Below are 22,477 nucleotides of genomic sequence, written 5' to 3'. Positions count from 1 at the left end.
GGACGAACAGACATGTCGGGTAAAACAACAACAATGAACCGCACACACTTCCTGTCAGCCGCCTGGCTGGCCACCCTCGCCCTGCCCATGCCCGCGCTGGCCGACTTCATCGGCGACAGCCATGCTCGCCTGGAGCTGCGCAACCACTACCTCAACCGCGATTTCCGCCAAAGCAACGCCCCACAGGCCAAGGCCGAGGAATGGGGCCAGGGCTTTACCGCCAAGCTGGAATCGGGTTTTACCGAGGGCCCGGTCGGCTTTGGCGTGGACGCGCTGGGGCAGTTGGGCATCAAGCTCGACTCCAGCCGCGATCGTCGCAACACCGGCCTGCTGCCGTTTGGCCCGAACAGCCACGAACCGGTCGACGAGTACAGTGAGCTGGGCCTGACCGGCAAGGTTCGTGTGTCCAAGAGCACCTTGCGCCTGGGCACCTTGCAGCCGATCCTGCCGGTGGTGGTGTACAACGACACCCGCCTGCTGGCGTCCACCTTCCAGGGGGGGCTGCTCACCAGTCAGGACCTCGATGGCCTCACCTTCAATGCCGGGCGCCTGACCAAGGCCAATCTGCGCGATTCCTCTGGTCGCGACGACATCGGCTATGGCGCTGCCAGCAGTGACCACCTGGACTTTGGTGGTGGCAGCTACGCCATCACGCCGCAAACCACGGTCAGCTATTACTACGCCAAGCTCCAGGACATCTACCGTCAGCAATTCGTCGGTCTGATCGACACCCGCCCACTGGCAGAAGGTGTGAGCCTGCGCAGCGACCTGCGCTACTTCGACAGCCGCAACGACGGTGCCGAGCGTGCCGGCAACATCGACAACCGTAACTTCAACGCCATGTTTACCCTGGGCGTGCGGGCGCACAAGTTCACCGCCACCTGGCAGCAGATGTCCGGTGACAGCGCCTTCCCGTTCGTCAACGGCGGCGACCCGTTCACCGTCAACCTGGTCACCTACAACACCTTCACCCGCGCCGGGCTGGACTCTTGGCAAGTACGCTACGACTACGACTTCGTTGCCATGGGCATCCCCGGCCTGAGTTTCATGACCCGCTACACCGACGGTCGCCACGCCGAAACTGCCACCGTGACCAATGGCCGCGAGCGCGAGCGCGACACCGACATCGCTTATGTCATTCAGAGCGGCCCGCTTAAAGACGTCAGCCTGCGCTGGCGCAATGTCACCTTCCGCTCCGGCAACGGCCTGACCAACGCCGTGGACGAAAACCGCCTGATCATCGGCTACACCCTGGCGCTGTGGTAACAGCGCCCCCCTCTTTTTGAACAGCACGGAGAACAGCATGTCTGCCGCCCCTACTCTGCAAAGTTTCATCGCCGGCCGTTGGCTCGGCCAGCACGGCGCCCAGGCCCTGCGCAGCGCCCTCGACGGCCACGTGTTGGCCTACAGCCATGAAGAGCGCCCAGACTTCGCCGAAGCTGTGGACTACGCGCGTGCACGTGGCCTTGCCTCGCTGATGGGCATGGATTTCCAACAGCGTGCCCAACGCCTCAAAGCCCTGGCCCTGTACCTGGCCGAACGCAAGGAGCAGCTCTACGCCCTGTCGCACCACAGCGGCGCCACCCGGGCCGACAGCTGGATCGACATCGAAGGCGGCAACGCCACGCTGTTCTCCTATGCCGGCATCGGCAGCCGCGAGCTGCCGTCGGGTAACCTGGTGCACGAAGGCCCAGCCATACCGTTGGGCAAACAAGGCCATTTCGCCGGCAGTCACATCCTGGTGCCACGGGCAGGCGTTGCGGTGCACATCAACGCGTTCAACTTCCCCATCTGGGGCATGCTGGAAAAATTTGCCCCGACGTTCCTCGCCGGTATGCCCTGCATCGTCAAGCCGGCGACCTCGACCAGCTATTTGACCGAGGCCGTGGTACGCCTGATGAATGCCTCAGGCCTGCTGCCCGAAGGCAGCCTGCAGCTTGTGATAGGCAGCACCGGCGACCTGCTCGACCGCCTGCAAGGCCAGGACGTGGTGACTTTCACTGGTTCTGCCGATACCGCTGCCAAATTGCGCGTGACGCCCAACCTGATTCGCAACTCGGTGCCGTTCACTGCCGAGGCCGACTCGCTCAACTGCGCCATCCTCGGCCCGGACGTGACACCGGACAGCGAAGAGTTCGACCTGTACATCAAGGAAGTGGTGCGTGAAATGACCACTAAAGCCGGGCAGAAATGCACCGCCATCCGCCGGGCGATCGTTCCGGCCAGGCACCTGGATGCCGTTGCCACCCGCCTGCGCGAGCGCCTGAGCAAGGTCGTGGTTGGCGACCCGTCGCTGGAAGGTGTGCGCATGGGGGCCCTGGCCTCCCATGACCAGCAGCGCGACGTTGGCGAGCGGGTGCGCAGCCTGCTGCAGAGTTGTGATCAACTGTTTGGCGCCAGCGATGGCTTTGCCCCGCGTGGCGAAGGCGTGGCTGAAGGCGCGTTCTTTGCGCCAACCTTGTTGCAGGCCCGCGACCCACATGCCGAGGGCGGCGCCCACGACATCGAAGCGTTCGGCCCGGTCAGTACGCTGATGGCCTATGACGACCTCGACGAGGCCTTGGCACTGGCTGCCCGTGGCAAAGGCAGCCTGGTGGCGACCCTGGTCACCGCCGACCGCAGCGTGGCCGCCAAGGCTATCCCGGTGGCTGCTGCCTGGCATGGCCGACTGCTGGTGCTCGATAGCCAGGCCGCCAAAGAGTCCACCGGTCACGGCTCGCCACTGCCGCAGCTCAAGCACGGTGGCCCGGGCCGCGCCGGTGGTGGTGAAGAGCTGGGTGGCCTGCGTGCGGTCAAGCACTACCTGCAGCGCGCGGCAGTACAAGGCTCGCCGAGCATGCTCACGGCGGTCACCGGCGAGTACGTGCGCGGCGGCGAAGTGATCGAAACCGAAGTACACCCGTTCCGTCGCTACTTCGAGCAGCTGCGTGTCGGCGAGTCGCTGCTCACCCATCGCCGCACCGTGACGGAAGCTGACCTGGTCAATTTCGGCTGCCTCTCCGGCGACCATTTCTATATGCACTTCGACGAAATCGCCGCCAAGGCGTCGCAGTTCGGTAAACGCATTGCCCACGGTTACTTCGTACTGTCGGCAGCGGCCGGGCTGTTCGTGTCGCCCGGTGCCGGCCCGGTGCTGGCCAACTATGGGCTGGACACCCTGCGTTTCATCAACCCGGTGGGCATTGGCGATACCATTCAGGCGCGCCTGACCTGCAAGCGCAAGATCGACCAGGGCAAGACCAGCCCGCTGGGGCAGCCGCAGGGGGTGGTGGCATGGGATGTGGAGGTAACCAATCAGTTGGGTGAACTGGTGGCCAGCTATGACATCCTGACCTTGGTGCTGAAAAAGCCAGCATGATGGGTTGAATCTACTGGCCTCTTCCCGGGCAAGCCGCCTTTGCCCGGTACTGCACAGCGCCCTTGTAGGAGCGGGTTCACCCGCGAAGAGGCCGGTAGCAGCTCAAGGCACTTGGGATCAATGCACCTACGTGGCTGCCGTGAAGTATTCAGGCATTTGAAACCGTTGGTCAGCGACTGCCAATGCTCAGTGGACCTCTGGCGTGCACCTGTCGCTCTTAGTTTATGAGGATCATGAACGAGGACTGCACCATGGATTCCCTACTGCGAATGGGTGGCGGCAATGTTGAAGATGACTGGCCGGAGCTGGAGCCGGATCGACGCAATGATCGGGCAGACGACCCGGATACCGACCCCAATGTGACTGATGATGAGGAAAACCGGCCCGGCGTCCCGGCCAGCGACCCTGAGTCTGGCGCCTGACACTATGAGTATCAGCGTACCCTGCAGGAGCGGGCACGTCCGCTCCTGCAGTTTCTTCTACCGGTTGCGAGCGAGCTATTAAACCATCGCCGCCGGATCGCCCACCGACTGGTTGGGCTTGCTCCCCGAAATCCGCCAGCTCACGGCGGTAATGCCGTAACGCTCGGCCATCGGCCGACTGACTTTCCTGATCTTCTCGCGACCGAACTTGGGAATGATGCCGATGCCCGCATCACAACTTGCCCAATGCCAGGCCTCGGCATTATCCAGACGTTCCAGGCGAATGATGAAGCTGCGCGACTGGTCATGCAGTTTGTAATCAATTATGTACAGCTGTGGGCTAGGCATCGCAGGGGGCCTCCTCTTCTCCATGGATGACATTTTGATTGATCTGGCCGTGACCGGAAGATTCAAAATTTTGTCGAACCTTTGGTGCCAGTGGCCGAATGTGTGCCCCTGCCTCGGTTTCGAGAGCCTGTTTTATCGCTGTGGCACGAAATTTCCGATTGCCACTTTGCTCACCTCACCAGGTGGCTACGGTAAAGGGCGAGATCAAGTCCCTGATCCGCTCCTTGCTGGCTTGTGCCCCCGGCACTGCGGCGTCCGTTCGGTAAGCTAGGCGTGCACACTCCACTGAACGGCGTCTGACGCGATCGGCATCTCGTCGATTGCATGGATCATTCCGTTTTCCAGCGCCTCCCGCGGCGCCAGTATCCTTGGATAGGCCATTAGATAGCGCGGTACATCCAGAACCTCGGCCGCGCCTTTCGTGCGCTCGGCCACGATCTGCGCATACAGACGCAAGTCGTAATCCAGGCTCATTGCATACTCGGACATCCGCGAATGGTCTACCGAGCCATGCAAGGTCCAATGAAACGGGTGGAAAAGAAACTTGCTGAAACTGCAAGCCGTACGTCGCTCCCCGGCCAGGAAGAGGATATTGCCCATGGATTCCACCGTGCCCAGGTTGTGGGTATGCACCTCTACGGGTAACGCCCGCAGAAAGTTGTAAAGGGTAAACCCATAGCTGCACTCGCCGCCCATGGTGGCGATGTTCAGTTGCAGCGTTTCGGCACCCTGTTGCAATGCCCGCGAGCAGGTACTGATCAGGTTGCCGCAGGTAGACGAATTGATCGGTCCGGTGAAGTGGATGATATGTCTGGCCATGCTTGCCTCCACGGGTGGCAGGTCATTGCTTGTTCTACAGCACATCGTCGCCCTGCCCGGCAATCTGCCAGAGGGCGAGGCGGTCGAATTTCATCCTGGCACCCTGCCATGAGGCGGGTATGCGGTGGAGACGCCAGCCGCTGCAAAGTTCAACTCGGCGTCAGCATTTCCGTTGGTCAAGCGTTGTGAACCCTCGCCGGCCTTTGCCGGTCGCACCTTCAGAGCGACCGAACAAGGAACCGGCAGTGAGGACGGCAGCGTGAGCGATATTCGCATCGGTATCTCCGGGTGGCGCTATGGCCCCTGGCGCAAGGATTTCTACCCCAAAGGCCTGAAGCAGGACGATGAACTGGCATTCGCTTCACGGGCGGTGAACAGCATCGAGATCAATGGCTCGTTCTACAGCCTGCAAACGCCCGAGCGTTATCTGGGCTGGCGTGAACAAACACCGGACGGCTTCGTGTTCGCGGTCAAGGGGCCTCGCTATATCACCCATGTGCGGCGGCTGAAGGACATCGAAGAGCCAGTGGCCAACTTTTTTGCCTCCGGGCCGCTGCTGTTGGGCGAAAAGCTCGGGCCGTTCCTGTGGCAGTTCCCTCCTAACATGAAGTTCGATGAAGACCGTTTCGCCCGGTTTTTCGAGCTGCTGCCACACACCCGCAAAGCGGCCCGCGAACGCGCCCAGGGCTGCGCTGAACGCCTCAAGGGCAATGGCAGCCTTGCCATCAAGGGCAATGCACGCTTGCGTCACGCCGTGGAAATCCGCCACGAGAGCTTTCTCTGCGAAGCCTTCATCAAGCTGTTACGCAAGCATCGCGTGGCGCTGGTGGTTGCCGACAGCGCCGGCAAGTGGCCCTGTGTCGAAGATGTGACCGCCGACTTCGTCTACATGCGCCTGCACGGGGATGTGGAGCTGTACAGCAGCGGATATACCGCACGCGCGCTACGGCGCTGGAAACAACGTATCCAGCAATGGAGTGAAGGTAACCAGGCGGACGATGCCCGTCTGATCGTGCCGGGGCCGCCGCCTCGGCGTGCGACACGGGATGTATACTGCTACTTCGACAACGACCAGAAGGTTCACGCGCCATACGACGCCAGGCGCTTGCTGCAAAAGCTGTCGTTGGACCATGAGCTGATGACTGAGCCTGGCATGGTGCCGGAGGTGGCCTTGTGAACAAGACCCTGCCCACCCCACGCTGCATCATCGACAAGGTGACCGCTGTACGCCGGCTCAATGTGTTGACGCTGAACGTGCACAAAGGCTTCACCTTCTTCAACCGGCGCTTCATCTTGCCCGAGTTGCGCGAGGCGGTGCGCGCCACCGGCGCCGACCTGGTGTTTCTGCAAGAGGTGCACGGCAGTCATCAGCAGCACGCCTTGCGCCACCCTGCCTGGCCAGAAACACCGCAGTACGAGTTTCTGGCCGACAGCATGTGGCCGCAGTTCGCCTACGGTCGCAATGCCGTATATCCACATGGCGATCACGGCAACGCACTGCTGTCGAAATTCCCCATCAGCCGCTTCGACAACCTGGATGTCTCGGTGCAGGGCAATGAACAGCGTGGCCTGCTGCATTGCCAGCTGGAGGTGCCGGGCCATGACGAGGTGCATGCGGTATGCGTACACCTGGGCCTGCGGGAAGCCCACCGGCAGAGCCAGGTGAAGCTGATGCTGGACCTGCTGGCCAGCCTGCCGCCCACAGCGCCGGTCATCATCGCCGGCGATTTCAACGACTGGCGGCTGAAGGCGGACGCGGTGCTGAGCGAACACCTGACGGAGGCCTTCGGCACCCCGGCGCGCAGTTTCCCGGCGCGCCTGCCGTTGTTGCGTCTGGACCGCATCTACGTGCGTAACGCCATGCCGGGCGCTGCCCAGGTGCTGTCGAAATACCCGTGGTCGCATCTGTCCGACCACGTACCACTGGCTGCGGAGATCAACCTGTGAACCGACCTTGGGTAGAGGGCAACAGCGTGCAGTTGCTGATCAATGGCGAGCAGTACTACCCCCGCGTGTTCGAGGCCATGGCCAAGGCGCGGGAAGAAATACTGCTGGAAACCTTCATCATCTTCGACGACAAGGTGGGCCAGCAATTGCAGCAGGTGTTGATCGACGCTGCCCGGCGTGGTGTGCGCGTGGAAGTGGCTGCGGACGGCTACGGCACAGCCGACCTGCCGGCTGCATTCATTTCAGCGATGACCGATGCGGGCGTAAGCTTTCACGCGTTCGATCCACAACCCCGGTTGTTAGGCATGCGCACTAACCTGTTCCGCCGTTTGCACCGCAAGATCGTGGTGGTCGATGGCGAGCGGGCCTTCATCGGCGGTATCAACTACAGCGCCGACCATTTGGGTGACTTTGGTGCCATGGCCAAGCAGGACTATGCCGTGGAGGTCACCGGCCCGGTGGTGGCGCAGGTACATGCCTCCAGCAAGCGCCTGATGTCCCCCGTGTTGCAGCCCCCCAGTGCGGTGCGCCCGGTTACCGAGCCTGCCGGGGGGAGCGACGCGGTGTTGATCGAGCGCGACAACGGGATGCGCAGTAACGATATAGAAGCGTACTACCTTCAGGCTTTTCGCAAGGCCAGGCAACGCATCGTGGTCGCCAATGCGTACTTCTTTCCAGGCTATCGGTTGATGCGAGAGTTGCGTAACGCGGCCCGGCGTGGCGTGGAGGTTCACTTGATTTTGCAGGGCCAGCCTGACATGCGCTGGGTACGTGCGCTGTCGCGCCTGCTGTACAACTACCTGCTGCGCGACGGCGTGATGATTCATGAGTACTGCCAGCGGCCGTTGCACGGCAAGGTGGCACTGGTAGACGACCAGTGGGCCACCGTTGGCTCCAGCAACCTCGATCCTCTGAGCCTGTCGTTCAACCTGGAGGCCAACCTGTTCATTCGTGATCGAGCCTTCAACCAGCAACTGCACCAGCATTTGCAAGCACTGGCCAGCGAGCAATGCAAACCGGTTACCTTGGAGCGGATGATTCGCGGCTACTGGTGGCGAGCACCGTTGATCTTCGTGTGTTTCCACGTGATCCGTCACTTCCCGCGCATTGCGGGTTGGTTCCCTGCGCACCGGCAGCGATTACGCTCGCTGCAGCCGGACGCCGAACCCCAGGGCAAACTGCACGAGGGCAATTCCTGATGGCGGGCAAAAACTGGCAAACCTGGGGCAAACGCTTGTTTACGCTTGCGTTCCTGATCCTGATCCCTGTGCTGTTGTACCTGCTGGCGCGCAATCTGGACTGGAATGAAGTGCGCCAGTCTTTGCTGGCCTACAAACCTGGCACCCTTGTCATCGGCTTGGCGATCGCGTTGTGCAGCTATTTCGCGTTTGCCAGTTACGACCTGCTCGCCCGGGCTTACACCGGCCATACACTACCTGCCCGTCAGGTATTGCCAGTCGCGTTCGTGTGTTATGCCTTCAACCTCAACTTCACTACCTGGGTAGGCGGGGTTGCCTTGCGCTACCGGCTCTATGGCCGACTGGGCCTGGATACCGCGACCATTACGCGAATCCTCACCTTGGGCCTGTTGACCAACTGGATGGGTTACATGCTGCTGGCCGGCACCGTCTTCGCCCTGGGCCTGGTCGAGATGCCCGGCAACTGGGCGGTAGGCACTACAGGCCTGCGCCTGATCGGCTTGCTGCTGCTGGCGATTGCTGGAGGCTACCTGCTGGCCTGTGGTTTTGCCAAGAAGCGCACCTGGTGCTGGCGCGACCACGAAGTGACGCTGCCCTCGCTGCGTCTGGCGCTTTGCCAGGTGGTGCTGGGTGCCAGCAACTGGGCGCTGATGGCGCTGCTGATCTTCTGGTTGCTACCGGGCGAAGCCTTCTACCCGTCGATTCTCGGCATCCTGCTGATCAGTTGTGTGGCTGGGGTGGTTGCGCACATCCCTGCGGGGCTGGGCGTGCTGGAGGCGGTGTTTCTGGCCCTGCTGCATGGGCAGATGGCCCAAGGCACGCTGGTGGCTGCCCTGCTCGGCTACCGCACGCTGTACTACCTGATTCCGCTGCTGTTGGCGGTGGTGACCTACCTGATCCTGGAAAAGCGCGCCAAGGCCATGCGCCGGCGCGACAAGCCTGCCCAGACCTGAAAGGGGCCATGTGCGCTGGAGGTGACAAATGCGACGCGTTGCGTGGCACCGGCTGCGCCGGTGTTCGCGGGTGAACCCGCTCCTACGGGGGCGCGCGCCAAGAAACCAACCCCGCGCAAGCCATGCGCCGTAAATGTAGGAGCGGGTTTACCCGCGAAGCAGGCAACGCAACACCCGAGGCCCCAATGACTGGCGCCCGGGTGAAAGGGCAGCCCGCCTATCGGCCTCAGGGCGAAATGGGGTCACTCGCCGGATAGGTTTCATCCAGCGCATTGTCCACCGCATTCTCGCCCGGCTTTTCACCACAATGGCAGTCCTGCATCCGGCATGGCTCACCCTTGCGGTGGCCGGTGGCGCAGGCCTCGCAGCAATATGCCTTACCGTCGCGTTCCATGGCATTGGCATCCACCGTGCAGGAACAGTGCGTGCACGCGCAGCGTTGATCGTTCATGGCTTGCTCTCCTCGTCGTCATCATCATCGGTCCAGGGCACCCCATCCAGCGGCGCGGATCGGGCCAGTTCGGCCTCGTCCAGGCCAATGCCGCCACCAATCTCATCGGCATCCACCTGCCGCAGGCGTTGGTCTGCCGGACCGCCTCTGCCGCCCGGCTCGTGGGGATCGCGGGCACCGGTTTCGTCAAGCAGCGTGTCCGGGCTCAAATCGTCATCGGTAGCATTGTCCTCATGCAGGCTGTCACTCAGCGCCTCGCCGCCGGTCATGCCACTCTGCGCCACGCGTCGGGGGGGAAACTCACGGGCGACCTCGGCGGCCGGTCGTTCGTCGCCCACACGCCCTTCACGCTCATCCAGGCGTTCGTCGAAATCCAGCTCATGCACGCTGCCCATGCGGTCTTCGGTGTCATCGATTTCGCTGGGGGTGTACGGCTGAGGTTCATCGGGTCGGGTCATGTGCGTTCTCCATCAGTTGGCTTCATTCGGTCGACTGCGCCAGCTCAGGGAAGATTCAGAGTTTTTTGAACTACCGCCTCGGCCGACGCCTCCCACCTTAGAGACTGTGATCTGCCCGGAGCCCGCCATGGCCAAGCCCCTGCAGGAATACGCGCGCAAGCGCAACTTCAACGCCACACCCGAGCCCGCCGGCAAACGCACCCGTGGCAAGCGGGCTCATGCGCTGCAGTTCTGCATCCAGAAACACGACGCCAGTCACTTGCACTACGACTTCCGCCTGGAACTCGATGGCACCTTGAAAAGCTGGGCAATCCCCAAAGGCCCTTCGCTGGACCCCAAGGTGCGCCGCCTGGCAGTGCATGTGGAGGACCACCCGCTGGACTACGCCAATTTCGAGGGCCATATCCCGGAAGGCCACTATGGTGCAGGGGACGTGATCGTCTGGGACCGTGGCACTTGGGAGCCTGAAGGCGATGCCCATGAAGGCTACGCCAAAGGCAAGCTGCGTTTCCGCCTGCAAGGTGAGAAGCTTGGCGGCGTGTGGAACCTGTTCCGCACCCACTTGGCCGGCAAGAAAGAGCAATGGATGCTGGTCAAGTCGCACGACGCCCAGGCGCGCAGCGAAGCGGAGTACAGCATTGTCGAGGCCCTGCCCGACAGTGTGCTCAGCGAGCGCACGCTGGTGCCACGCAAACCCGCTGCGAAAAAAGCCGCTACACCGCGCAGCAGCCGTAAACGCCCTGGCAAAGCTCAGACTGCACCGTTGCCAGCGCAGCTGCCGCCGCAGCTGGCCACGCTAGTGGATTCTCCACCCAGCGGCGACTGGCGCTACGAAGTCAAGTTCGATGGCTACCGTCTCCTCGCCCGTATCGAGGGCCAGGACATCCGCCTGTTCACCCGCAACGGCCATGACTGGAGCAGCAAGATGCCCCGGCAGGTTGCTGCCCTGCGCGCACTCAGTATCGACTCGGCCTGGCTCGACGGCGAAATGGTGGTGGCTGATGAGAATGGCATGGCTGACTTCCAGGCGTTGCAGAACGCCTTCGATACCGAGCACGACGAACACATCACTTATTACCTGTTCGACCTGCCATTTCTGGGCGGTCAGGACCTGCGACAGCTACCGCTGCAGAACCGCCGCGATACATTGCGCCAACTGCTTGAACACAACCATTCCGACGTCATCAAGTATTCCGCCGACTTCGACCAACCTGTCGGGTCACTGCTCGACAGTGCCTGCCGGCTGAAGCTGGAAGGTCTGATCGGCAAGCGAGCTGACAGTGTTTACAGCGGCCGCCGCAGCCCAGACTGGATCAAGCTCAAGTGCAAGCAACGCCAGGAATTCGTGATCGTCGGCTACACCGACCCCAAAGGCAGCCGCAGCGGCTTTGGTGCCCTGCTGTTGGCCCTGCACGACAACGAAAGTGGCGAGCTGCGCTATGCCGGGAAGGTAGGTACCGGCTTCAATACCACGACACTGGCCAGCATCCACGCGCGGCTCAAGCCCCTGGAAATCGCCAGGCCAGCCCTGCCCTCGCCGCCTGCCGGTGCCCAGGCGCGTGGTGTGCACTGGCTGCGGCCGCAGCTGTTGGCCGAAGTCGCCTATGCCCAAATGACCCGTGACGGCATCGTGCGCCACTCGGTGTTCCACGGACTGCGCGATGACAAGGCGGCAACCGCCATTGACCTGGAGCGCGCCATGCCCGCAACGACTGTATCCAACCACAACAAGCAGGCCAAGGCGTCTGAAAACCTGGGTGAACTTCGCCTGACCCACCCCGACCGGGTCATTGATCCCACCACTGGGGTGACCAAGCGCGAGGTCGCCGAGTATTACGCCGGCATCAGCCAGTGGATCCTGCCCCAGCTCAAGCACCGCCCGGTGGCATTGGTGCGCGCCCCGGACGGCCTGGGCGGCGAGCTGTTCTTCCAGAAAAACGCGGGCCAGCTGCACATACCCAACCTAATCAGCCATGAAAAGGCCGAGGCAGGCCAGGCGGCGATGGTCATCAATCGCCCGGACACGCTGCTGGGCGCGGTGCAGATGAACATGCTGGAGCTGCACACCTGGAACGCCACGGACAAGGACTTCGACAAACCGGACCGTTTCGTGCTCGACCTGGACCCTGACCCCGCGCTGCCCTGGAAGGCAATGGTGGAGGCGACCCAACTGACCCTCACCCTGCTGGACGAGCTGGGCCTGAAGGTGTTTCTGAAAACCAGTGGTGGCAAGGGTATTCACGTGGTCGTGCCCTTGACCCGGCGAACCGGGTGGGACGAGGTCAAGGACTTCAGCCACGCCATCGTCAATTACCTGGCCAAGCTGTTCCCGGAGCGCCTGAGCGCGGTGTCGGGGCCGAAAAATCGCGTGGGACGCATCTTCATCGACTACCTGCGCAATGGCAAGGGCGCCACCACGGCGTGCGCCTATTCACTGCGTGCCCGTGACGGGCTGCCTGTATCGGTACCTGTCTGGCGTGAGGAACTGGCGCAAATAAAAAGCGCCAATCAATGGAACATCACCAACCTGCGCGAGCGCCTGGCGGAGGTCGACGACCCTTGGGCCGACATGGGCAAGGTACGCCAGTCGATCACCGCGCGCATGCGCAAGCAGCTAGGGCTCGAATGATGACGCCACAGCGATTGGACACGAACCGGGAGGCCCGCCCATGAGCATCGTTCAGGACTTCAACCTGACCACCCTTGACCGCCTGTTACGCACCTTTGGCGAACGCCAGTTACCGCTCAACCTCGACAGCCAATTGCCGCAACTGATCCAGGCGCTGCAAGCTGATCACCTCGACCTGCTACCGCTGCCGGGGCAAGGCAACACTTTGCTGCGCTGGCAGACCTTGGCACGGGTGGCCGGTTGCGACCTGGCGTTGGCCAAGCTCTATGAGGGCCATACCGATGCGTTGGCGATCCTGGCGGAATGCGGCGCAGCGCACCACGCCAACGACGGCATCTGGGGCGTGTGGGCGGCAGAGCCGCCCGATGCACGGGTCCTCATCACTGCGCGTGAAGGCGACCAGGTGCGCCTGAACGGCACCAAAGCCTGGTGTTCCGGTGCCTTGCAGATCGATCGCGCGCTGATTACCGCCTGGGATGAGGCCGAGCAGCCGCAATTGGTGGCAATCGAGCTGTCGCAGCCAAGCCAGGGCCTGAACATCGAACACTGGCAGGCCGTTGGCATGGCCACTACCGCCAGTGTCGAGGTGGCGTTCAACGATACCCCAGGCACGCTCATCGGCACGCCAGGCCAATACCTTTCGCGCCCTGGCTTCTGGCAAGGCGGTGCGGGTATCGCCGCCTGCTGGTACGGCGCGGCCGAGGCGCTGGCGGATTACCTGCGTGAACATTGCCGCAAACCCCGCCCAGACCCGCATGCCGATGCGCATCTGGGCGCTGTGGATGCTGCGTTGCAGGGCGCCCGGGCGTCACTGCGTGAGTGTGCTGCCTGGATCGATCAGCACCCCGGAGTGGATGCCAGTTTCGAAGTTCGCCGCACCCGCGCCCAGGTAGAACAGGCCGTAGAGCAGGTCATCAGCCACGTCGGGCGTGCCTTGGGGGCCTCGCCGTTCTGTCGCTGCAGTCATTTTGCCCGGCTGAGCGCCGACCTGCCGGTGTTCCTGCGCCAAAGCCATGCCGAGCGCGATCTGGCGATGCTCGGCCAGCAGTTGGCCCGTTTGCCAGCCGGGGTGTGGCAGCTATGAGCCAGAACCTCATCCAGTCCGCGGATGGCACGCCGTGGGCCGCCTGGCAGCAAAGCGCGCACCTGGCGCGTGCGACCTGGCTCGACTCACGCCAACTGTGCCCGCCGGGGCGCCGGCTGGTATTGATTGCGCCGCATCCGGATGACGAAATTCTCATGGCCGGCGGCCTGCTGGCAGGTTTCAAGGGGCGCGAGGATGAGCTGGTGCTGATCTCCGCCACCGACGGCGAAGGCAGCCACCCCGGCTCCAGCCATTGGACCGAACATCGCTTGCGCCGCCAGCGCCCCCAGGAAAGCAGACAGGCCCTGCAACAGCTCGACCTGGACCTTGAGCGCCTGGACTGGCGCAGGCTCCATCTGAAGGACGGCCAGTTGCCGCGCGAAGAAGCGTTTCTGGTCAGTCACCTCACGCAGTTACTGCGCCCCGATGACCTGCTGATGGCCACCTGGCGCAGTGACGGCCATTGCGATCACGAGGCCGTTGGCCGCGCCGCTGCGCATGCGGCGGCAAGCCGTGGGGTGCAATTGGCTGAGGTACCAGTCTGGGCCTGGCACTGGGCTGAGCCTGACGACCCGCGCCTGCCATGGCCCCGTGCGCACCGCATGCAGCTCGATGAAAGCCGTCTGGCACGCAAGCGCAAGGCTTTGGCCGCCCACGTCAGCCAGTTGCAGCCGGACGGCGAGCAGCCGCCGGTGCTACCGCCACACCTGCTGGATTGCCTTCTGCAACCTTTCGAACTGGTGTTCCTTTGAATGGAGCTGTCATGAGCCTTGATCCACAGTATTTTGCCGAGCTATACGCCACCAATGAAGACCCTTGGGCCTTCCGCACCCGCTGGTATGAGAAGCGCAAACGCGAGCTGGTGATGGCCAGCCTGCCACGGCAGTGCTATCAGCGTGTGTTCGAGCCTGCCTGCGCGAATGGTGAGCTCAGTGCGCTGCTGGCCGAGCGTTGCGCCGAACTGCTGTGCCAAGACCTGGACCCGACAGCCGTAGGCCTGGCCCGCGAACGCCTGGCTCACGTGCACAATGCTACGGTCGAGCGGGCCCGGCTACCGGGGGACTGGCCGGGCGGGCGCTTTGACCTGATCGTGCTCAGCGAGGTGGGCTATTACCTTGATCCCACTGACTGGCTGCAAGTGATCGAACAATCGGTGGCCAGCCTTGGCTACGACGGCACGCTACTGGCCTGCCACTGGAAGCACCCTATCCCGGGTTGCCCTCAGGACGGTCGCGAAGTGCACCGCCTATTGACCCGGCATTTGCCGTTGCATCAGCAGTTCCGGCATGAGGAGGCGGACTTTTTGCTGGAGTGCTGGTCATGCCAGCCAAGCGTCGTCGATCTCGATGAGACGTGCCCATGATCGCCGTTGTCATCCCTGCGCATAACGAAGCCCGCCGCCTTGGGCGATGCCTGCGGGCGGTGCTGGTGGCTGCCCAGCAGGCGCAGCAAACGGGGCTGCACGTGGAAGTGCTGGTGGTACTGGACCGCTGCAGCGACGGCAGCGCTGCCGTGGCGCGGCGTTTCGCTGTACACATGCTGGAGGTGGATGCCGGTAATGTCGGCATGGCACGTCGTGTGGGGGCGGCGCACATGGTCGAGCGTGGCGCCACGTGGCTGGCATGCACCGATGCGGACAGCCGGGTCCCGGCGCACTGGCTGCTGTCGCAGCTGGCCTGTAGCGCCGAGGTGGTTTGCGGCACCGTGCATGTCGAGTACTGGCAACCCTGGCAGACCGCCGCGCTGCGCAAGCTGTACCAGAGCCGCTACCAGGCGTGCGAAGGGCATCGGCATGTGCACGGCGCGAACCTGGGGGTATGTGCCGATGCTTATGAGCGTGTGGGTGGCTTCCAGCCCCTGGCGGCGCATGAAGATGTGCAATTGGTCAGCGACCTGCAGGCCAGTGGCGCACAGATCATCTGGACCGCCAGGCATAGCGTGGCCACCAGCAGCCGGCGCGATAGCCGCGCCCGCGAGGGGTTTGGTGATTACCTGGCCGGGTTGCAGGCGCAGCCTTGAAATCAATGGATTTCGGCGGTGTTCATGAAGCCTTGCGCGTTTTCTTTACCGGTTTCTTGCCACCCAGGCTGCGCTTGAGCAGTTCGGTCAGGTCGAGGATGTCCGCACCTTTCTCGCTCCCCCCTGCGTCGCCCTTCTCCACCGCCTCGATCTTGCCCTTGCTGGCCTTCTCTTCCACCAGGTCCATGATCGTCTGGCGGAAGGCGTCATGATAATCCTCAGGCTTCCAGGGCCCGCTCATGTCTTCTACCAGGCGCTTGGCCATCTCCAGCTCGCGCTTCTCCACCTTGCTGTCGGTCACACTGGAATCCAGCTCCAGCGTTTCCAGCCCGCGCACCTCTTCAGGCCAGCGCAAGGTGATCATCACCAGCGCATCCTCCAGCGGCCGCAGCAGCGCCAGGTGCTGCCGGGTATGCAGTACCACAGTGGCCAGTGCCACCTTGCCGGTCTTTTCCAGCGTCTCGCGCAGCAAGGCGTACACCTTGCCGCCACGGCGGTCCGGGGTCAGGTAGTACGGCGTATCGAAATGCTGCAGCGGAATATCGCCCGCTTCTACAAAGGAAAAGATATCGATCGTCTGGGTCGCTTCGGGCCGGGCCTTGCGGATCTCCTCCTCACTGATCACCACATAGCGGCCCTTCTCGAACTCTACGCCCTTGACGATATTGTCCTTGTCGATTTCCTTACCGGTCACCTTGTTCACCCGCTTGTAGCCGACCGGCTCCATGCTGCGCTTGTCCAGCCAGTCGAAGTCCACACGCTCGGTGCGCACGGCGGTATTGAGTGCCACGGGGATGTGCACAAGGCCAAAACTGATGGCGCCTTTCCAGATTGCCCGAGCCATGAGGGTGCTCCCAGGGTTGCCTGCTGATACCAGAAGTGACTGCGCCGGGCGACAAAGGTTTAGCTGCCCTGCCCTGCGGCAACCGTCACGCCTGGCTGAACAGCACCCGCTTGAACGCTTCGGCCGCCAGGTGCACTTGCACCGCCCAATCCCCCGCGGCATCGCTGCCGGCGTCATCGGAAATGTATTTCAGGCACAGAAACGGAATACTTTCGTCACGCGCGATCAATGCCAGCACGTAGGCTTCCATGTCGACCACGTCATAAGGTGCGTCGCCATGGTTGATCTCGAAGCTGTCACCGCTGCCACAGGTTTCCACAGCCAGGCCGGGAATTACCGCCCCATGCTCGAGTACCACCGGGGTATCGGACAAGGGCGTTTCATAGCGGGCAAAGCCCAGCGCGGTCACATCCATGTCGCGTTGTACGAAGCGGTTACAGCACACGACTTCGCCCTTGCCATGACGCTGGCTGCCAGCCGAGCCCAGGTTGACGATGAGCCTGGGCCTGCGCGTTGCGATCGCCTTGGTCAGGGCGATCGCGGCATTGACCTTGCCAATGCCGGTGAACACGGTGTTCACCTCGGTAAAGACATCGCCAGCCTCCGCCTCGAGGGCAAAGACGAACAGCGTGTCATCCAGGGAAATGTTGGGGAATTGCTTGATCAGCATCATGGAGCAGGTGTTTCCGAGTGGCTGCAAAGGGCGCGGTCATTGTCGGCCAACACAGCCTAAATGCAAGTCCCGGCGATATCGGCAGATTCGCTTTATTACGAGAGGTTCGGGCCGGTGGCGTTCAACGACATTGCCATATTGGGTGCGCTTGTCAGTGGTGCGGCGGGCTCTCCATGCGCGCCTGGCGCCGGCCCAGCCAGCCACCCGTCGCGGCCCAGCCCACGGCAAGCAGCGCGCCGATGAGCATTGCCAATTGCGGGTGCTCGCCCATCACGTCCAGTGCACGCTTGACCCAGCCGCTCAGGGCATCGCCGCCGCGGTAGACCACCGTGTCGATGAAGTTCTTGGCTTTGTACTTGTCCTCGGCGGGCAGCACGGTGAACAGCATCTCCCGCCCCGGCCGTACCAATGCGTATTCACCCGCCCGACGTACCACCATTACCACCACGAACAGGGCGAAAACCGGGGCCAGTGCCAGCCACAAGAAACCGGCAGCCATTACCAGCGGCACTGCAACCAGCAACACACCGACCCCCAGCCGACGGGCCAGGCGCCCGGTAAGAAAGACCTGGGTAAGGATGGCCAGGGCCTGCACAACCGTGTCGATCAGCCCGAATACCTGTGTCTGCCGGGTGCGGTCAGTGAAGGTTTCGCTGACAATACGCGCCTGCTCAAAGTACAAGAATGTGCTGACGCTGGCCAGCAATACCACGAACAAAGCGATGCCTAGCAGATAGGGCGAGCGCAGGACGGCGGTGGCGCCGGTAAACGGGTTGCCACCCAGTGGCCGCGCGTCCTGGTGTTTGGTTTGCATCGCAATGGGTTGGCGTGCTCGCCAGCGTTGCAGGAACAGTGTCGCGCCGATACTGCCCAGCAGAAATACCGCCGCCAGCACCAGCAACCCGGCATGTCCGAGCGGCGCCACCAGCAAGGTGCCAAGCACGGGGCCACTGAGCCCGCCCAGGCTGGCCCCGGCTGCCAGCAGGCCGAACAGCCGCTTGCCTTGGGCGGTGGAGAACAGATCGGCGAGCACGCTCCAGGCCAGCGAGATCGTCAGCAAATTGAACACCGACAGCCAGATGTAGAAAGCCCGGGCGGTCCACAGATCGTCAGGGTTACCGGCCAACAGTGCCGCGAACAGCAACAGGTTGCTGACGAAAAAGCCATAGGTCCAAGGCAGGATGTGCCTGCGCTGCACCTTGGATGCTAGCCAGCCAAACAGCGGCAGGCACGCCAACGTGGCAATGAAGGTGCCGGTGAACAACCACTGCAGGTTTTCCACGCCACCGGCAACGCCCATGGTCTCGCGCACCGGGCGCAGCATGAAGTAACCGGTGAACAACAGGTAGAACAGCAACAAGCCGGCGACTACCGCCGCCCCCTCACCAGGCTGGATGTTCAGCGCTTGGTCCAGGCGCCGCCGCCAGGCTTGCATGGTGTCAGGCAAACTGCTTGATCAGCGCCTGTTGCTGCGCCTGGGTGAGCATTGGCCCATGCCCGGCCTTGAGCTGATCGAGCTGTCGGTCAGGCCGACTGGTAGCAGGTATGACCGTGGTCACTGCCGGGTGGCTGATGGCGAACTTGAGAAATAGCTGTGCCCAGCTGCCGATGCCTGCTTCGGCGGCCCAGCCCGGCAAGGCCTGGCCCTTGACCCGGGCGAACAGCCGGCCATCGTCGAAGGCCCGGTTGATCAGTACCGCAACACCCTTGTCCTGGCACAGTGGCAGCAGTTCACGGGCGGCGTCGGGGGCGTTGACCGCGTAGTTGATCTGGATGAAGTCCAGCGGCTCGCTGCGCACGATACGGGCGACGTCGTCGTGGCCACTGTTCAGGTAATGGGTGATGCCGACATAACGTGTCCCGCCCTGCTGCTTCAACTCGCGGGCATAAGGCAGCTGGGTCTGCCAGTCACGCAGGTTGTGAATCTGCAGCAAGTCCACCTTGTCGGTACGCAGGCTCTTGAGGCTGCCGAACCACTGCGCCTGGGCTTCAGCCCGGCTATTGGCGGCGATTTTGGTGGCAATGAAGCACTGGCGGTGCCAGCCGCCCTCTTCCAGCAACTGGCCGAGAATGCGGTCGGCCCCCCCGTAGTTGGGCGAGGTGTCGATCACCCGGCCGCCGCCTTCGAAGAACGCCTTCAGCACGGTTTTGAGCTGAAGGTATTGGGGTGAACCGCTTACTACCTCGAAACTGCCGGAAGTACCGGCACCGATCACCGGCAACGCTTCGCCGGTGGACGGTATTTTACGGGCTAGCAAACCAGCCGGCACGGCAGCGCGCAGCCAAGGGCTGGCAGCAGCCAGCAACCCCAATGCTGCACCTGCGCGTAGGACATCACGACGTGCGTACACGGAAAATCTCCCGTCATGAACCGGAAACTTTCAAGGCTAGCCGCTCTGTCACTCGCCTGTGGGTGTTTCTGTATCTGGATGTTTAGTGATCAGGCCCGCAGCAACAGGCTCAGATCAACACCCGTCTCGCCCATCGGCGGGCACCAGTAGTAGCCACCCGTCAGCGGGCGGCTAAAGCGGTACAGTCCGTCGATGATGCCGTCTTCCAGGCCACTCATGCGCCGCAACTGCACTTCGAATGCCTCGAAGCTTTTGCCCAGAGCGACGAAAGCCAGGCCGGCGCCGCGTTGGTCGGCCCAGGCTACCGAGCGACGGACCATGAACGCCTCGGGTTCAAAGCTTTCCTGGGCGGTGCGCTTGACGTGCGCGGACTCGGGGGCGTCGTCGAGCTCTTCGTTGTCGCTCAGGCGGCGGCCGATGATGTTGTCCTGGTCAGCCTGGGGCAGCGACTTGAAGTATTCCAGGTCGTGCTTCCACAGCTGGAACGCGGCAAAACTGGAGCCATCGGCGGCAATGGCCGCTTGTACGGCATCTTCGTCCACCGGGTTTTCGGTGCCGTCTTCGTAACCGGTAAGGTCATGGCCACCCCTGTGCAGGAAGCCATCAACGCTGTCGGCCAGTTGCAGGGCCGGTGCCAGCGCCTGCTCCAGGGCCTGGGCGCGCAGCAGCAGGTCGCCACGTTCGTCGCCACGCAGCCACAGCCACAGGGCGTGTTGAGTGCTGGGGTTCTCCACTGCGGCATCCAGCAGTGGGAATGGGCGCAAGCCTGGTATTTCAAGGCCCAGGGCCTTGGCCAGCGGGGCGCCTACGCCGAGCAGCAACTGTTCGCCATCGACCTGCGGCAGCAAGGCATCCAGCGCGGCAGGCAACGCCTCGGGCGACTGCAGGGTGAAGAACAGGTGACGGGCGTGGGCCGGCACCGGGGTGGCAAGCAGACCTTGCTGGAACGGCATATCAGGCTAATCCTAAGGTAAAAACGGAATGCTACTTCGCCTGCATGCCTGCTGCAATGCGGCATGCAGCCTCGCCAGCTGCTGCACGTGGTAACAAACGGTTACCAAGAGCTGGCCCTTTGCAATTAGCTATCAATCAGGGCCGACCTACACTGCTTCAGATCCTTCGCCCGAGAACGCCCTCATGACTGCCTCGCCCCTGCTCACTGCGTTTCTGCCGCTTGCCCTGGGCATCATCATGCTTGGCCTTGGGTTGTCACTGACCCTGGCTGACTTCGCTCGCGTGGTGAAGTACCCAAAGCCCGTGGTGGTGGGCCTGGTGTGCCAGATCCTGCTGTTGCCGCTGGTGTGCTTTCTGATCGCCAATGGCTTTGGCCTGGAATCAGCCCTGGCAGTGGGGCTGATGCTGCTGGCTGCTTCGCCGGGCGGTACCACGGCCAACCTGTTCAGCCATCTGGCCCACGGTGACGTGGCGTTGAACATCACCCTGACGGCGGTCAACTCACTGATCGCGATCCTGACCATGCCGTTGCTGGTGAACCTGTCGCTGAGCTGGTTCATGGCCTCGGACCAGGCTATTCCACTGCAGTTCGCCAAGGTCATGCAGGTGTTCGCCATCGTCTTGCTGCCGGTGGCGCTGGGCATGCTGATTCGCCATTTCGCCCCGGCATTCGCTGCGCGCATGGAAAAACCGATGAAGCTGGTGGCTGCGCTGTTCCTGGCCTTCACTATCGTCCTGGCATTGGCCAAGGACTGGCAGACGGTGGTCGAGTACGCACCGGTGGTGGGCCTGGCGGCGCTGCTGTTCAACCTGCTGAGCCTGGCAGTGGGCTATTGGGTGCCGCGGCTGTTGAACATTCCCAAGCGCCAGGCGATTGCCATTGGTATGGAGATTGGCATCCATAACGGGACCTTGGCGATTGCCCTGGCGTTGAGCCCTTCGCTGCTGAACAACGCGACCATGGCGGTGCCGGCTGCGTTGTACAGCTTGATCATGTTCTTTACCGCGGCCGGGTTTGGCTGGTGGGTGAGCCGCGGGCATGTGGCGGAAGAGCCCAAGGGCGAACCAGTGAACTGACGTCACCCGATGCCCGGCAGGTGCCGGGCCTGTCAGGGATGCGTCACGATTGGCTGCGCCTGCTGCGCAATTGCTGCTTCAACACCTTAAGCGGCGGCGCATAGAAGAACCCGAACGACACGCTCCCCGTGCGCCCCTTCACCGCATGGTGCAGGCGGTGCGCGCGGTGCAAGCGTTTCAGGTAGCGGTTGACCGGCCGCGGCTTGCGCGGCCAGTGCCGGTGAAAGAAGCCGTCGTGGGCCAGCACATACAGCGCCCCATAGCCTGCCACACCACCGCCCACCCACTGCAAAGGCGCATAACCACTTTTGCCCAGCGCCACCAGCGCCGTGGCGATCAGCCCCAGGGCCACCAGGTACAGGTCGTTGGTTTCGAGCATGCCCAGGTGTGGCTCATGGTGCGATCGGTGCAGCCACCAGCCCCAGCCATGCATGATGTACTTGTGAGCCAGCGTACCAACGCCCTCCATGGCCACCAGGGTGCCGAACAATATGGCGAGATTGAACAGCATGGAACGGTCCGGGTGATGGCAAAGGAAGGCGCAAGGTTACCGGCTGCCCAGGGTTTTTTCCATGTGGGCGTGACCGGCAGCAGGCCGTTCCCGGATGAAGCCATTGTCATGATTTTGCCCTTGACCTGCTCTGCCCTGCGGCGTATGGTCCGCGACGCAATTTTGCCTTCCTCAACAGGAGACCTGCCTTGGACAGTAGCCCCAGTCGCTTGCGACAGGCCCGCGTGGCGCGCTAGCCCGGCAATGTTCTGCACTGTCTGGCCGCGCTGGCAAGACGGTGGTTTCCTGTAACCCCGCTTCTCCTTCCCTCCTCGTGGTCCTGCGCAATTTTCTGGTTTTTCAACCGCGCCAACTGATGGCGTTCATGCAGGCGTGTGCCT

General features: G+C 62.8%; 23 protein-coding genes and 1 pseudogene. 14 read left to right on the top strand and 10 right to left on the bottom strand.

Translation table 11 applies throughout. From position 1 onward, the window contains the following. Nucleotides 1-33 precede the first annotated feature (33 nt). The 3 genes from ACF8RA_RS06655 (at nt 34) to ACF8RA_RS06645 (ending at nt 3,780) form a co-directional block, all read left to right on the top strand. Nucleotides 34-1,266: an OprD family porin gene (locus tag ACF8RA_RS06655; protein ID WP_392518949.1), complete on the top strand. Its 1,233-nt coding sequence runs from the start codon at nt 34-36 to the stop codon at nt 1,264-1,266. A gap of 37 nt (nt 1,267-1,303) precedes the next feature. Further along, nucleotides 1,304-3,358: a phenylacetic acid degradation bifunctional protein PaaZ gene (gene paaZ, locus ACF8RA_RS06650; protein ID WP_392488590.1), complete on the top strand. Its 2,055-nt coding sequence runs from the start codon at nt 1,304-1,306 to the stop codon at nt 3,356-3,358. 251 nt (nt 3,359-3,609) lie between these two features. Beyond that, entirely contained in the window at nt 3,610-3,780 is a 171-nt protein-coding gene (locus ACF8RA_RS06645) for a hypothetical protein (RefSeq protein WP_155295227.1), read from the top strand. A 78-nt stretch (nt 3,781-3,858) separates the two neighbouring features. Here ACF8RA_RS06645 and ACF8RA_RS06640 read toward each other — a convergent pair whose 3' ends face one another. Further along, nucleotides 3,859-4,128, bottom strand: coding sequence for a DUF6555 family protein (locus ACF8RA_RS06640; protein ID WP_392518948.1), 270 nt, complete (start codon nt 4,126-4,128; stop codon nt 3,859-3,861). Between the two features lie 144 nt (nt 4,129-4,272). Between ACF8RA_RS06640 and ACF8RA_RS06635 the strand changes: the two are divergent. Next, a pseudogene (locus ACF8RA_RS06635) lies at nt 4,273-4,394 on the top strand (DNA mismatch repair protein MutT); the annotation flags it as partial. Nucleotide 4,395: 1 nt separating this feature from the next. Here the strand turns inward: ACF8RA_RS06635 and ACF8RA_RS06630 are convergent. Then, nucleotides 4,396-4,947, bottom strand: a complete 552-nt coding sequence (locus ACF8RA_RS06630; protein WP_209966113.1) for an ATP-dependent Clp protease proteolytic subunit — start codon at nt 4,945-4,947, stop codon at nt 4,396-4,398. Between the two features lie 124 nt (nt 4,948-5,071). On the opposite strand from ACF8RA_RS06630, the gene ACF8RA_RS06625 reads away from it, so the two are divergent. The 4 genes from ACF8RA_RS06625 to ACF8RA_RS06610 are packed head-to-tail and all read left to right on the top strand — an operon-like array spanning nt 5,072 to nt 9,046. Then, on the top strand, nt 5,072-6,124 hold the full coding sequence (locus tag ACF8RA_RS06625; protein WP_339533449.1) for a DUF72 domain-containing protein: 1,053 nt from the start codon (nt 5,072-5,074) through the stop codon (nt 6,122-6,124). Continuing rightward, nucleotides 6,121-6,894, top strand: coding sequence for an endonuclease/exonuclease/phosphatase family protein (locus tag ACF8RA_RS06620; RefSeq protein WP_176684228.1), 774 nt, complete (start codon nt 6,121-6,123; stop codon nt 6,892-6,894). The genes ACF8RA_RS06625 and ACF8RA_RS06620 overlap by 4 nt, the downstream gene beginning before the upstream one ends. Next, the gene (gene clsB, locus ACF8RA_RS06615; protein WP_176684229.1) at nt 6,891-8,093 is read left to right on the top strand and encodes a cardiolipin synthase ClsB; all 1,203 of its coding nucleotides are present in this window, start codon (nt 6,891-6,893) and stop codon (nt 8,091-8,093) included. Before ACF8RA_RS06620 ends, clsB begins: the two co-directional genes overlap by 4 nt. Then, the gene (locus ACF8RA_RS06610) at nt 8,093-9,046 is read left to right on the top strand and encodes a lysylphosphatidylglycerol synthase domain-containing protein (protein ID WP_176684230.1); all 954 of its coding nucleotides are present in this window, start codon (nt 8,093-8,095) and stop codon (nt 9,044-9,046) included. The genes clsB and ACF8RA_RS06610 overlap by 1 nt, the downstream gene beginning before the upstream one ends. 226 nt (nt 9,047-9,272) lie before the next feature. Here ACF8RA_RS06610 and ACF8RA_RS06605 read toward each other — a convergent pair whose 3' ends face one another. Next, a complete protein-coding gene (locus ACF8RA_RS06605; protein ID WP_392515180.1) occupies nt 9,273-9,497 on the bottom strand; it encodes a metallothionein in 225 nt (74 codons plus the stop codon). Beyond that, on the bottom strand, nt 9,494-9,955 hold the full coding sequence (locus ACF8RA_RS06600; RefSeq protein WP_392518947.1) for a phosphotransferase system, HPr-related protein: 462 nt from the start codon (nt 9,953-9,955) through the stop codon (nt 9,494-9,496). Before ACF8RA_RS06600 ends, ACF8RA_RS06605 begins: the two co-directional genes overlap by 4 nt. Nucleotides 9,956-10,082: 127 nt before the next feature. On the opposite strand from ACF8RA_RS06600, the gene ligD reads away from it, so the two are divergent. The 5 genes from ligD to ACF8RA_RS06575 are packed head-to-tail and all read left to right on the top strand — an operon-like array spanning nt 10,083 to nt 15,687. Beyond that, nucleotides 10,083-12,584, top strand: coding sequence for a DNA ligase D (ligD, locus tag ACF8RA_RS06595; protein ID WP_392518946.1), 2,502 nt, complete (start codon nt 10,083-10,085; stop codon nt 12,582-12,584). Between the two features lie 40 nt (nt 12,585-12,624). Beyond that, nucleotides 12,625-13,668 carry an acyl-CoA dehydrogenase gene (locus ACF8RA_RS06590; RefSeq protein WP_392518945.1) on the top strand — a complete coding sequence of 348 codons (1,044 nt, stop codon included), beginning with the start codon at nt 12,625-12,627 and terminating at the stop codon, nt 13,666-13,668. Continuing rightward, the gene (locus ACF8RA_RS06585) at nt 13,665-14,420 is read left to right on the top strand and encodes a PIG-L deacetylase family protein (RefSeq protein WP_392461341.1); all 756 of its coding nucleotides are present in this window, start codon (nt 13,665-13,667) and stop codon (nt 14,418-14,420) included. Before ACF8RA_RS06590 ends, ACF8RA_RS06585 begins: the two co-directional genes overlap by 4 nt. Before the next feature lie 11 nt (nt 14,421-14,431). Beyond that, on the top strand, nt 14,432-15,031 hold the full coding sequence (locus ACF8RA_RS06580; protein WP_392461340.1) for a class I SAM-dependent methyltransferase: 600 nt from the start codon (nt 14,432-14,434) through the stop codon (nt 15,029-15,031). Next, entirely contained in the window at nt 15,028-15,687 is a 660-nt protein-coding gene (locus tag ACF8RA_RS06575) for a glycosyltransferase family 2 protein (protein WP_176684237.1), read from the top strand. The genes ACF8RA_RS06580 and ACF8RA_RS06575 overlap by 4 nt, the downstream gene beginning before the upstream one ends. A gap of 22 nt (nt 15,688-15,709) precedes the next feature. Here the strand turns inward: ACF8RA_RS06575 and ACF8RA_RS06570 are convergent, their stop codons facing one another. The 5 genes from ACF8RA_RS06570 to ACF8RA_RS06550 all read right to left on the bottom strand — a co-directional run bounded on the left by ACF8RA_RS06570 (nt 15,710) and on the right by ACF8RA_RS06550 (nt 20,508). Further along, nucleotides 15,710-16,531, bottom strand: coding sequence for a Ku protein (locus tag ACF8RA_RS06570; RefSeq protein WP_176684238.1), 822 nt, complete (start codon nt 16,529-16,531; stop codon nt 15,710-15,712). Between the two features lie 85 nt (nt 16,532-16,616). Next, nucleotides 16,617-17,204 carry a nucleosidase gene (locus tag ACF8RA_RS06565; protein WP_392518944.1) on the bottom strand — a complete coding sequence of 196 codons (588 nt, stop codon included), beginning with the start codon at nt 17,202-17,204 and terminating at the stop codon, nt 16,617-16,619. Between the two features lie 151 nt (nt 17,205-17,355). Further along, nucleotides 17,356-18,639, bottom strand: coding sequence for an NTP/NDP exchange transporter (locus ACF8RA_RS06560; RefSeq protein ID WP_392461334.1), 1,284 nt, complete (start codon nt 18,637-18,639; stop codon nt 17,356-17,358). A 4-nt stretch (nt 18,640-18,643) separates the two neighbouring features. Then, entirely contained in the window at nt 18,644-19,555 is a 912-nt protein-coding gene (locus ACF8RA_RS06555) for an aldo/keto reductase (RefSeq protein ID WP_392518942.1), read from the bottom strand. Nucleotides 19,556-19,644: 89 nt separating this feature from the next. Continuing rightward, nucleotides 19,645-20,508 (bottom strand): Dyp-type peroxidase, encoded by an 864-nt coding sequence (locus ACF8RA_RS06550; RefSeq protein WP_209966142.1) that lies wholly within the window; start codon nt 20,506-20,508, stop codon nt 19,645-19,647. A 184-nt stretch (nt 20,509-20,692) separates the two neighbouring features. On the opposite strand from ACF8RA_RS06550, the gene ACF8RA_RS06545 reads away from it, so the two are divergent. Further along, the gene (locus ACF8RA_RS06545) at nt 20,693-21,586 is read left to right on the top strand and encodes a bile acid:sodium symporter family protein (protein WP_392518941.1); all 894 of its coding nucleotides are present in this window, start codon (nt 20,693-20,695) and stop codon (nt 21,584-21,586) included. Between the two features lie 43 nt (nt 21,587-21,629). On the opposite strand, the gene ACF8RA_RS06540 is transcribed toward ACF8RA_RS06545, so the two are convergent. Further along, nucleotides 21,630-22,097 (bottom strand): sterol desaturase family protein, encoded by a 468-nt coding sequence (locus ACF8RA_RS06540; RefSeq protein WP_004374446.1) that lies wholly within the window; start codon nt 22,095-22,097, stop codon nt 21,630-21,632. Between the last annotated feature and the right edge of the window lie 380 nt (nt 22,098-22,477).

Source organism: Pseudomonas sp. FYR_5 (assembly GCF_043106315.1).
Taxonomy (GTDB): Bacteria; Pseudomonadota; Gammaproteobacteria; order Pseudomonadales; family Pseudomonadaceae; genus Aquipseudomonas; species Aquipseudomonas putida_Y.
The sequence above is the reverse complement of the archived record's forward strand: the minus strand, read 5'-3'. Positions and strand labels throughout refer to the sequence as shown.

What these genes read in the sequence shown, in the direction of transcription:
- ACF8RA_RS06655 (WP_392518949.1), top strand. Translation starts at nt 34, where the DNA reads ATGAACCGCACACACTTCCTGTCAGCCGCCTGGCTGGCCACCCTCGCC.
- paaZ (WP_392488590.1), top strand. Translation starts at nt 1,304, where the DNA reads ATGTCTGCCGCCCCTACTCTGCAAAGTTTCATCGCCGGCCGTTGGCTC.
- ACF8RA_RS06645 (WP_155295227.1), top strand. Translation starts at nt 3,610, where the DNA reads ATGGATTCCCTACTGCGAATGGGTGGCGGCAATGTTGAAGATGACTGG.
- ACF8RA_RS06640 (WP_392518948.1), bottom strand. Translation starts at nt 4,128, where the DNA reads ATGCCTAGCCCACAGCTGTACATAATTGATTACAAACTGCATGACCAG.
- ACF8RA_RS06630 (WP_209966113.1), bottom strand. Translation starts at nt 4,947, where the DNA reads ATGGCCAGACATATCATCCACTTCACCGGACCGATCAATTCGTCTACC.
- ACF8RA_RS06610 (WP_176684230.1), top strand. Translation starts at nt 8,093, where the DNA reads ATGGCGGGCAAAAACTGGCAAACCTGGGGCAAACGCTTGTTTACGCTT.
- ACF8RA_RS06605 (WP_392515180.1), bottom strand. Translation starts at nt 9,497, where the DNA reads ATGAACGATCAACGCTGCGCGTGCACGCACTGTTCCTGCACGGTGGAT.
- ACF8RA_RS06600 (WP_392518947.1), bottom strand. Translation starts at nt 9,955, where the DNA reads ATGACCCGACCCGATGAACCTCAGCCGTACACCCCCAGCGAAATCGAT.
- ligD (WP_392518946.1), top strand. Translation starts at nt 10,083, where the DNA reads ATGGCCAAGCCCCTGCAGGAATACGCGCGCAAGCGCAACTTCAACGCC.
- ACF8RA_RS06590 (WP_392518945.1), top strand. Translation starts at nt 12,625, where the DNA reads ATGAGCATCGTTCAGGACTTCAACCTGACCACCCTTGACCGCCTGTTA.
- ACF8RA_RS06585 (WP_392461341.1), top strand. Translation starts at nt 13,665, where the DNA reads ATGAGCCAGAACCTCATCCAGTCCGCGGATGGCACGCCGTGGGCCGCC.
- ACF8RA_RS06580 (WP_392461340.1), top strand. Translation starts at nt 14,432, where the DNA reads ATGAGCCTTGATCCACAGTATTTTGCCGAGCTATACGCCACCAATGAA.
- ACF8RA_RS06575 (WP_176684237.1), top strand. Translation starts at nt 15,028, where the DNA reads ATGATCGCCGTTGTCATCCCTGCGCATAACGAAGCCCGCCGCCTTGGG.
- ACF8RA_RS06570 (WP_176684238.1), bottom strand. Translation starts at nt 16,531, where the DNA reads ATGGCTCGGGCAATCTGGAAAGGCGCCATCAGTTTTGGCCTTGTGCAC.
- ACF8RA_RS06565 (WP_392518944.1), bottom strand. Translation starts at nt 17,204, where the DNA reads ATGATGCTGATCAAGCAATTCCCCAACATTTCCCTGGATGACACGCTG.
- ACF8RA_RS06560 (WP_392461334.1), bottom strand. Translation starts at nt 18,639, where the DNA reads ATGCAAGCCTGGCGGCGGCGCCTGGACCAAGCGCTGAACATCCAGCCT.
- ACF8RA_RS06550 (WP_209966142.1), bottom strand. Translation starts at nt 20,508, where the DNA reads ATGCCGTTCCAGCAAGGTCTGCTTGCCACCCCGGTGCCGGCCCACGCC.
- ACF8RA_RS06545 (WP_392518941.1), top strand. Translation starts at nt 20,693, where the DNA reads ATGACTGCCTCGCCCCTGCTCACTGCGTTTCTGCCGCTTGCCCTGGGC.
- ACF8RA_RS06540 (WP_004374446.1), bottom strand. Translation starts at nt 22,097, where the DNA reads ATGCTGTTCAATCTCGCCATATTGTTCGGCACCCTGGTGGCCATGGAG.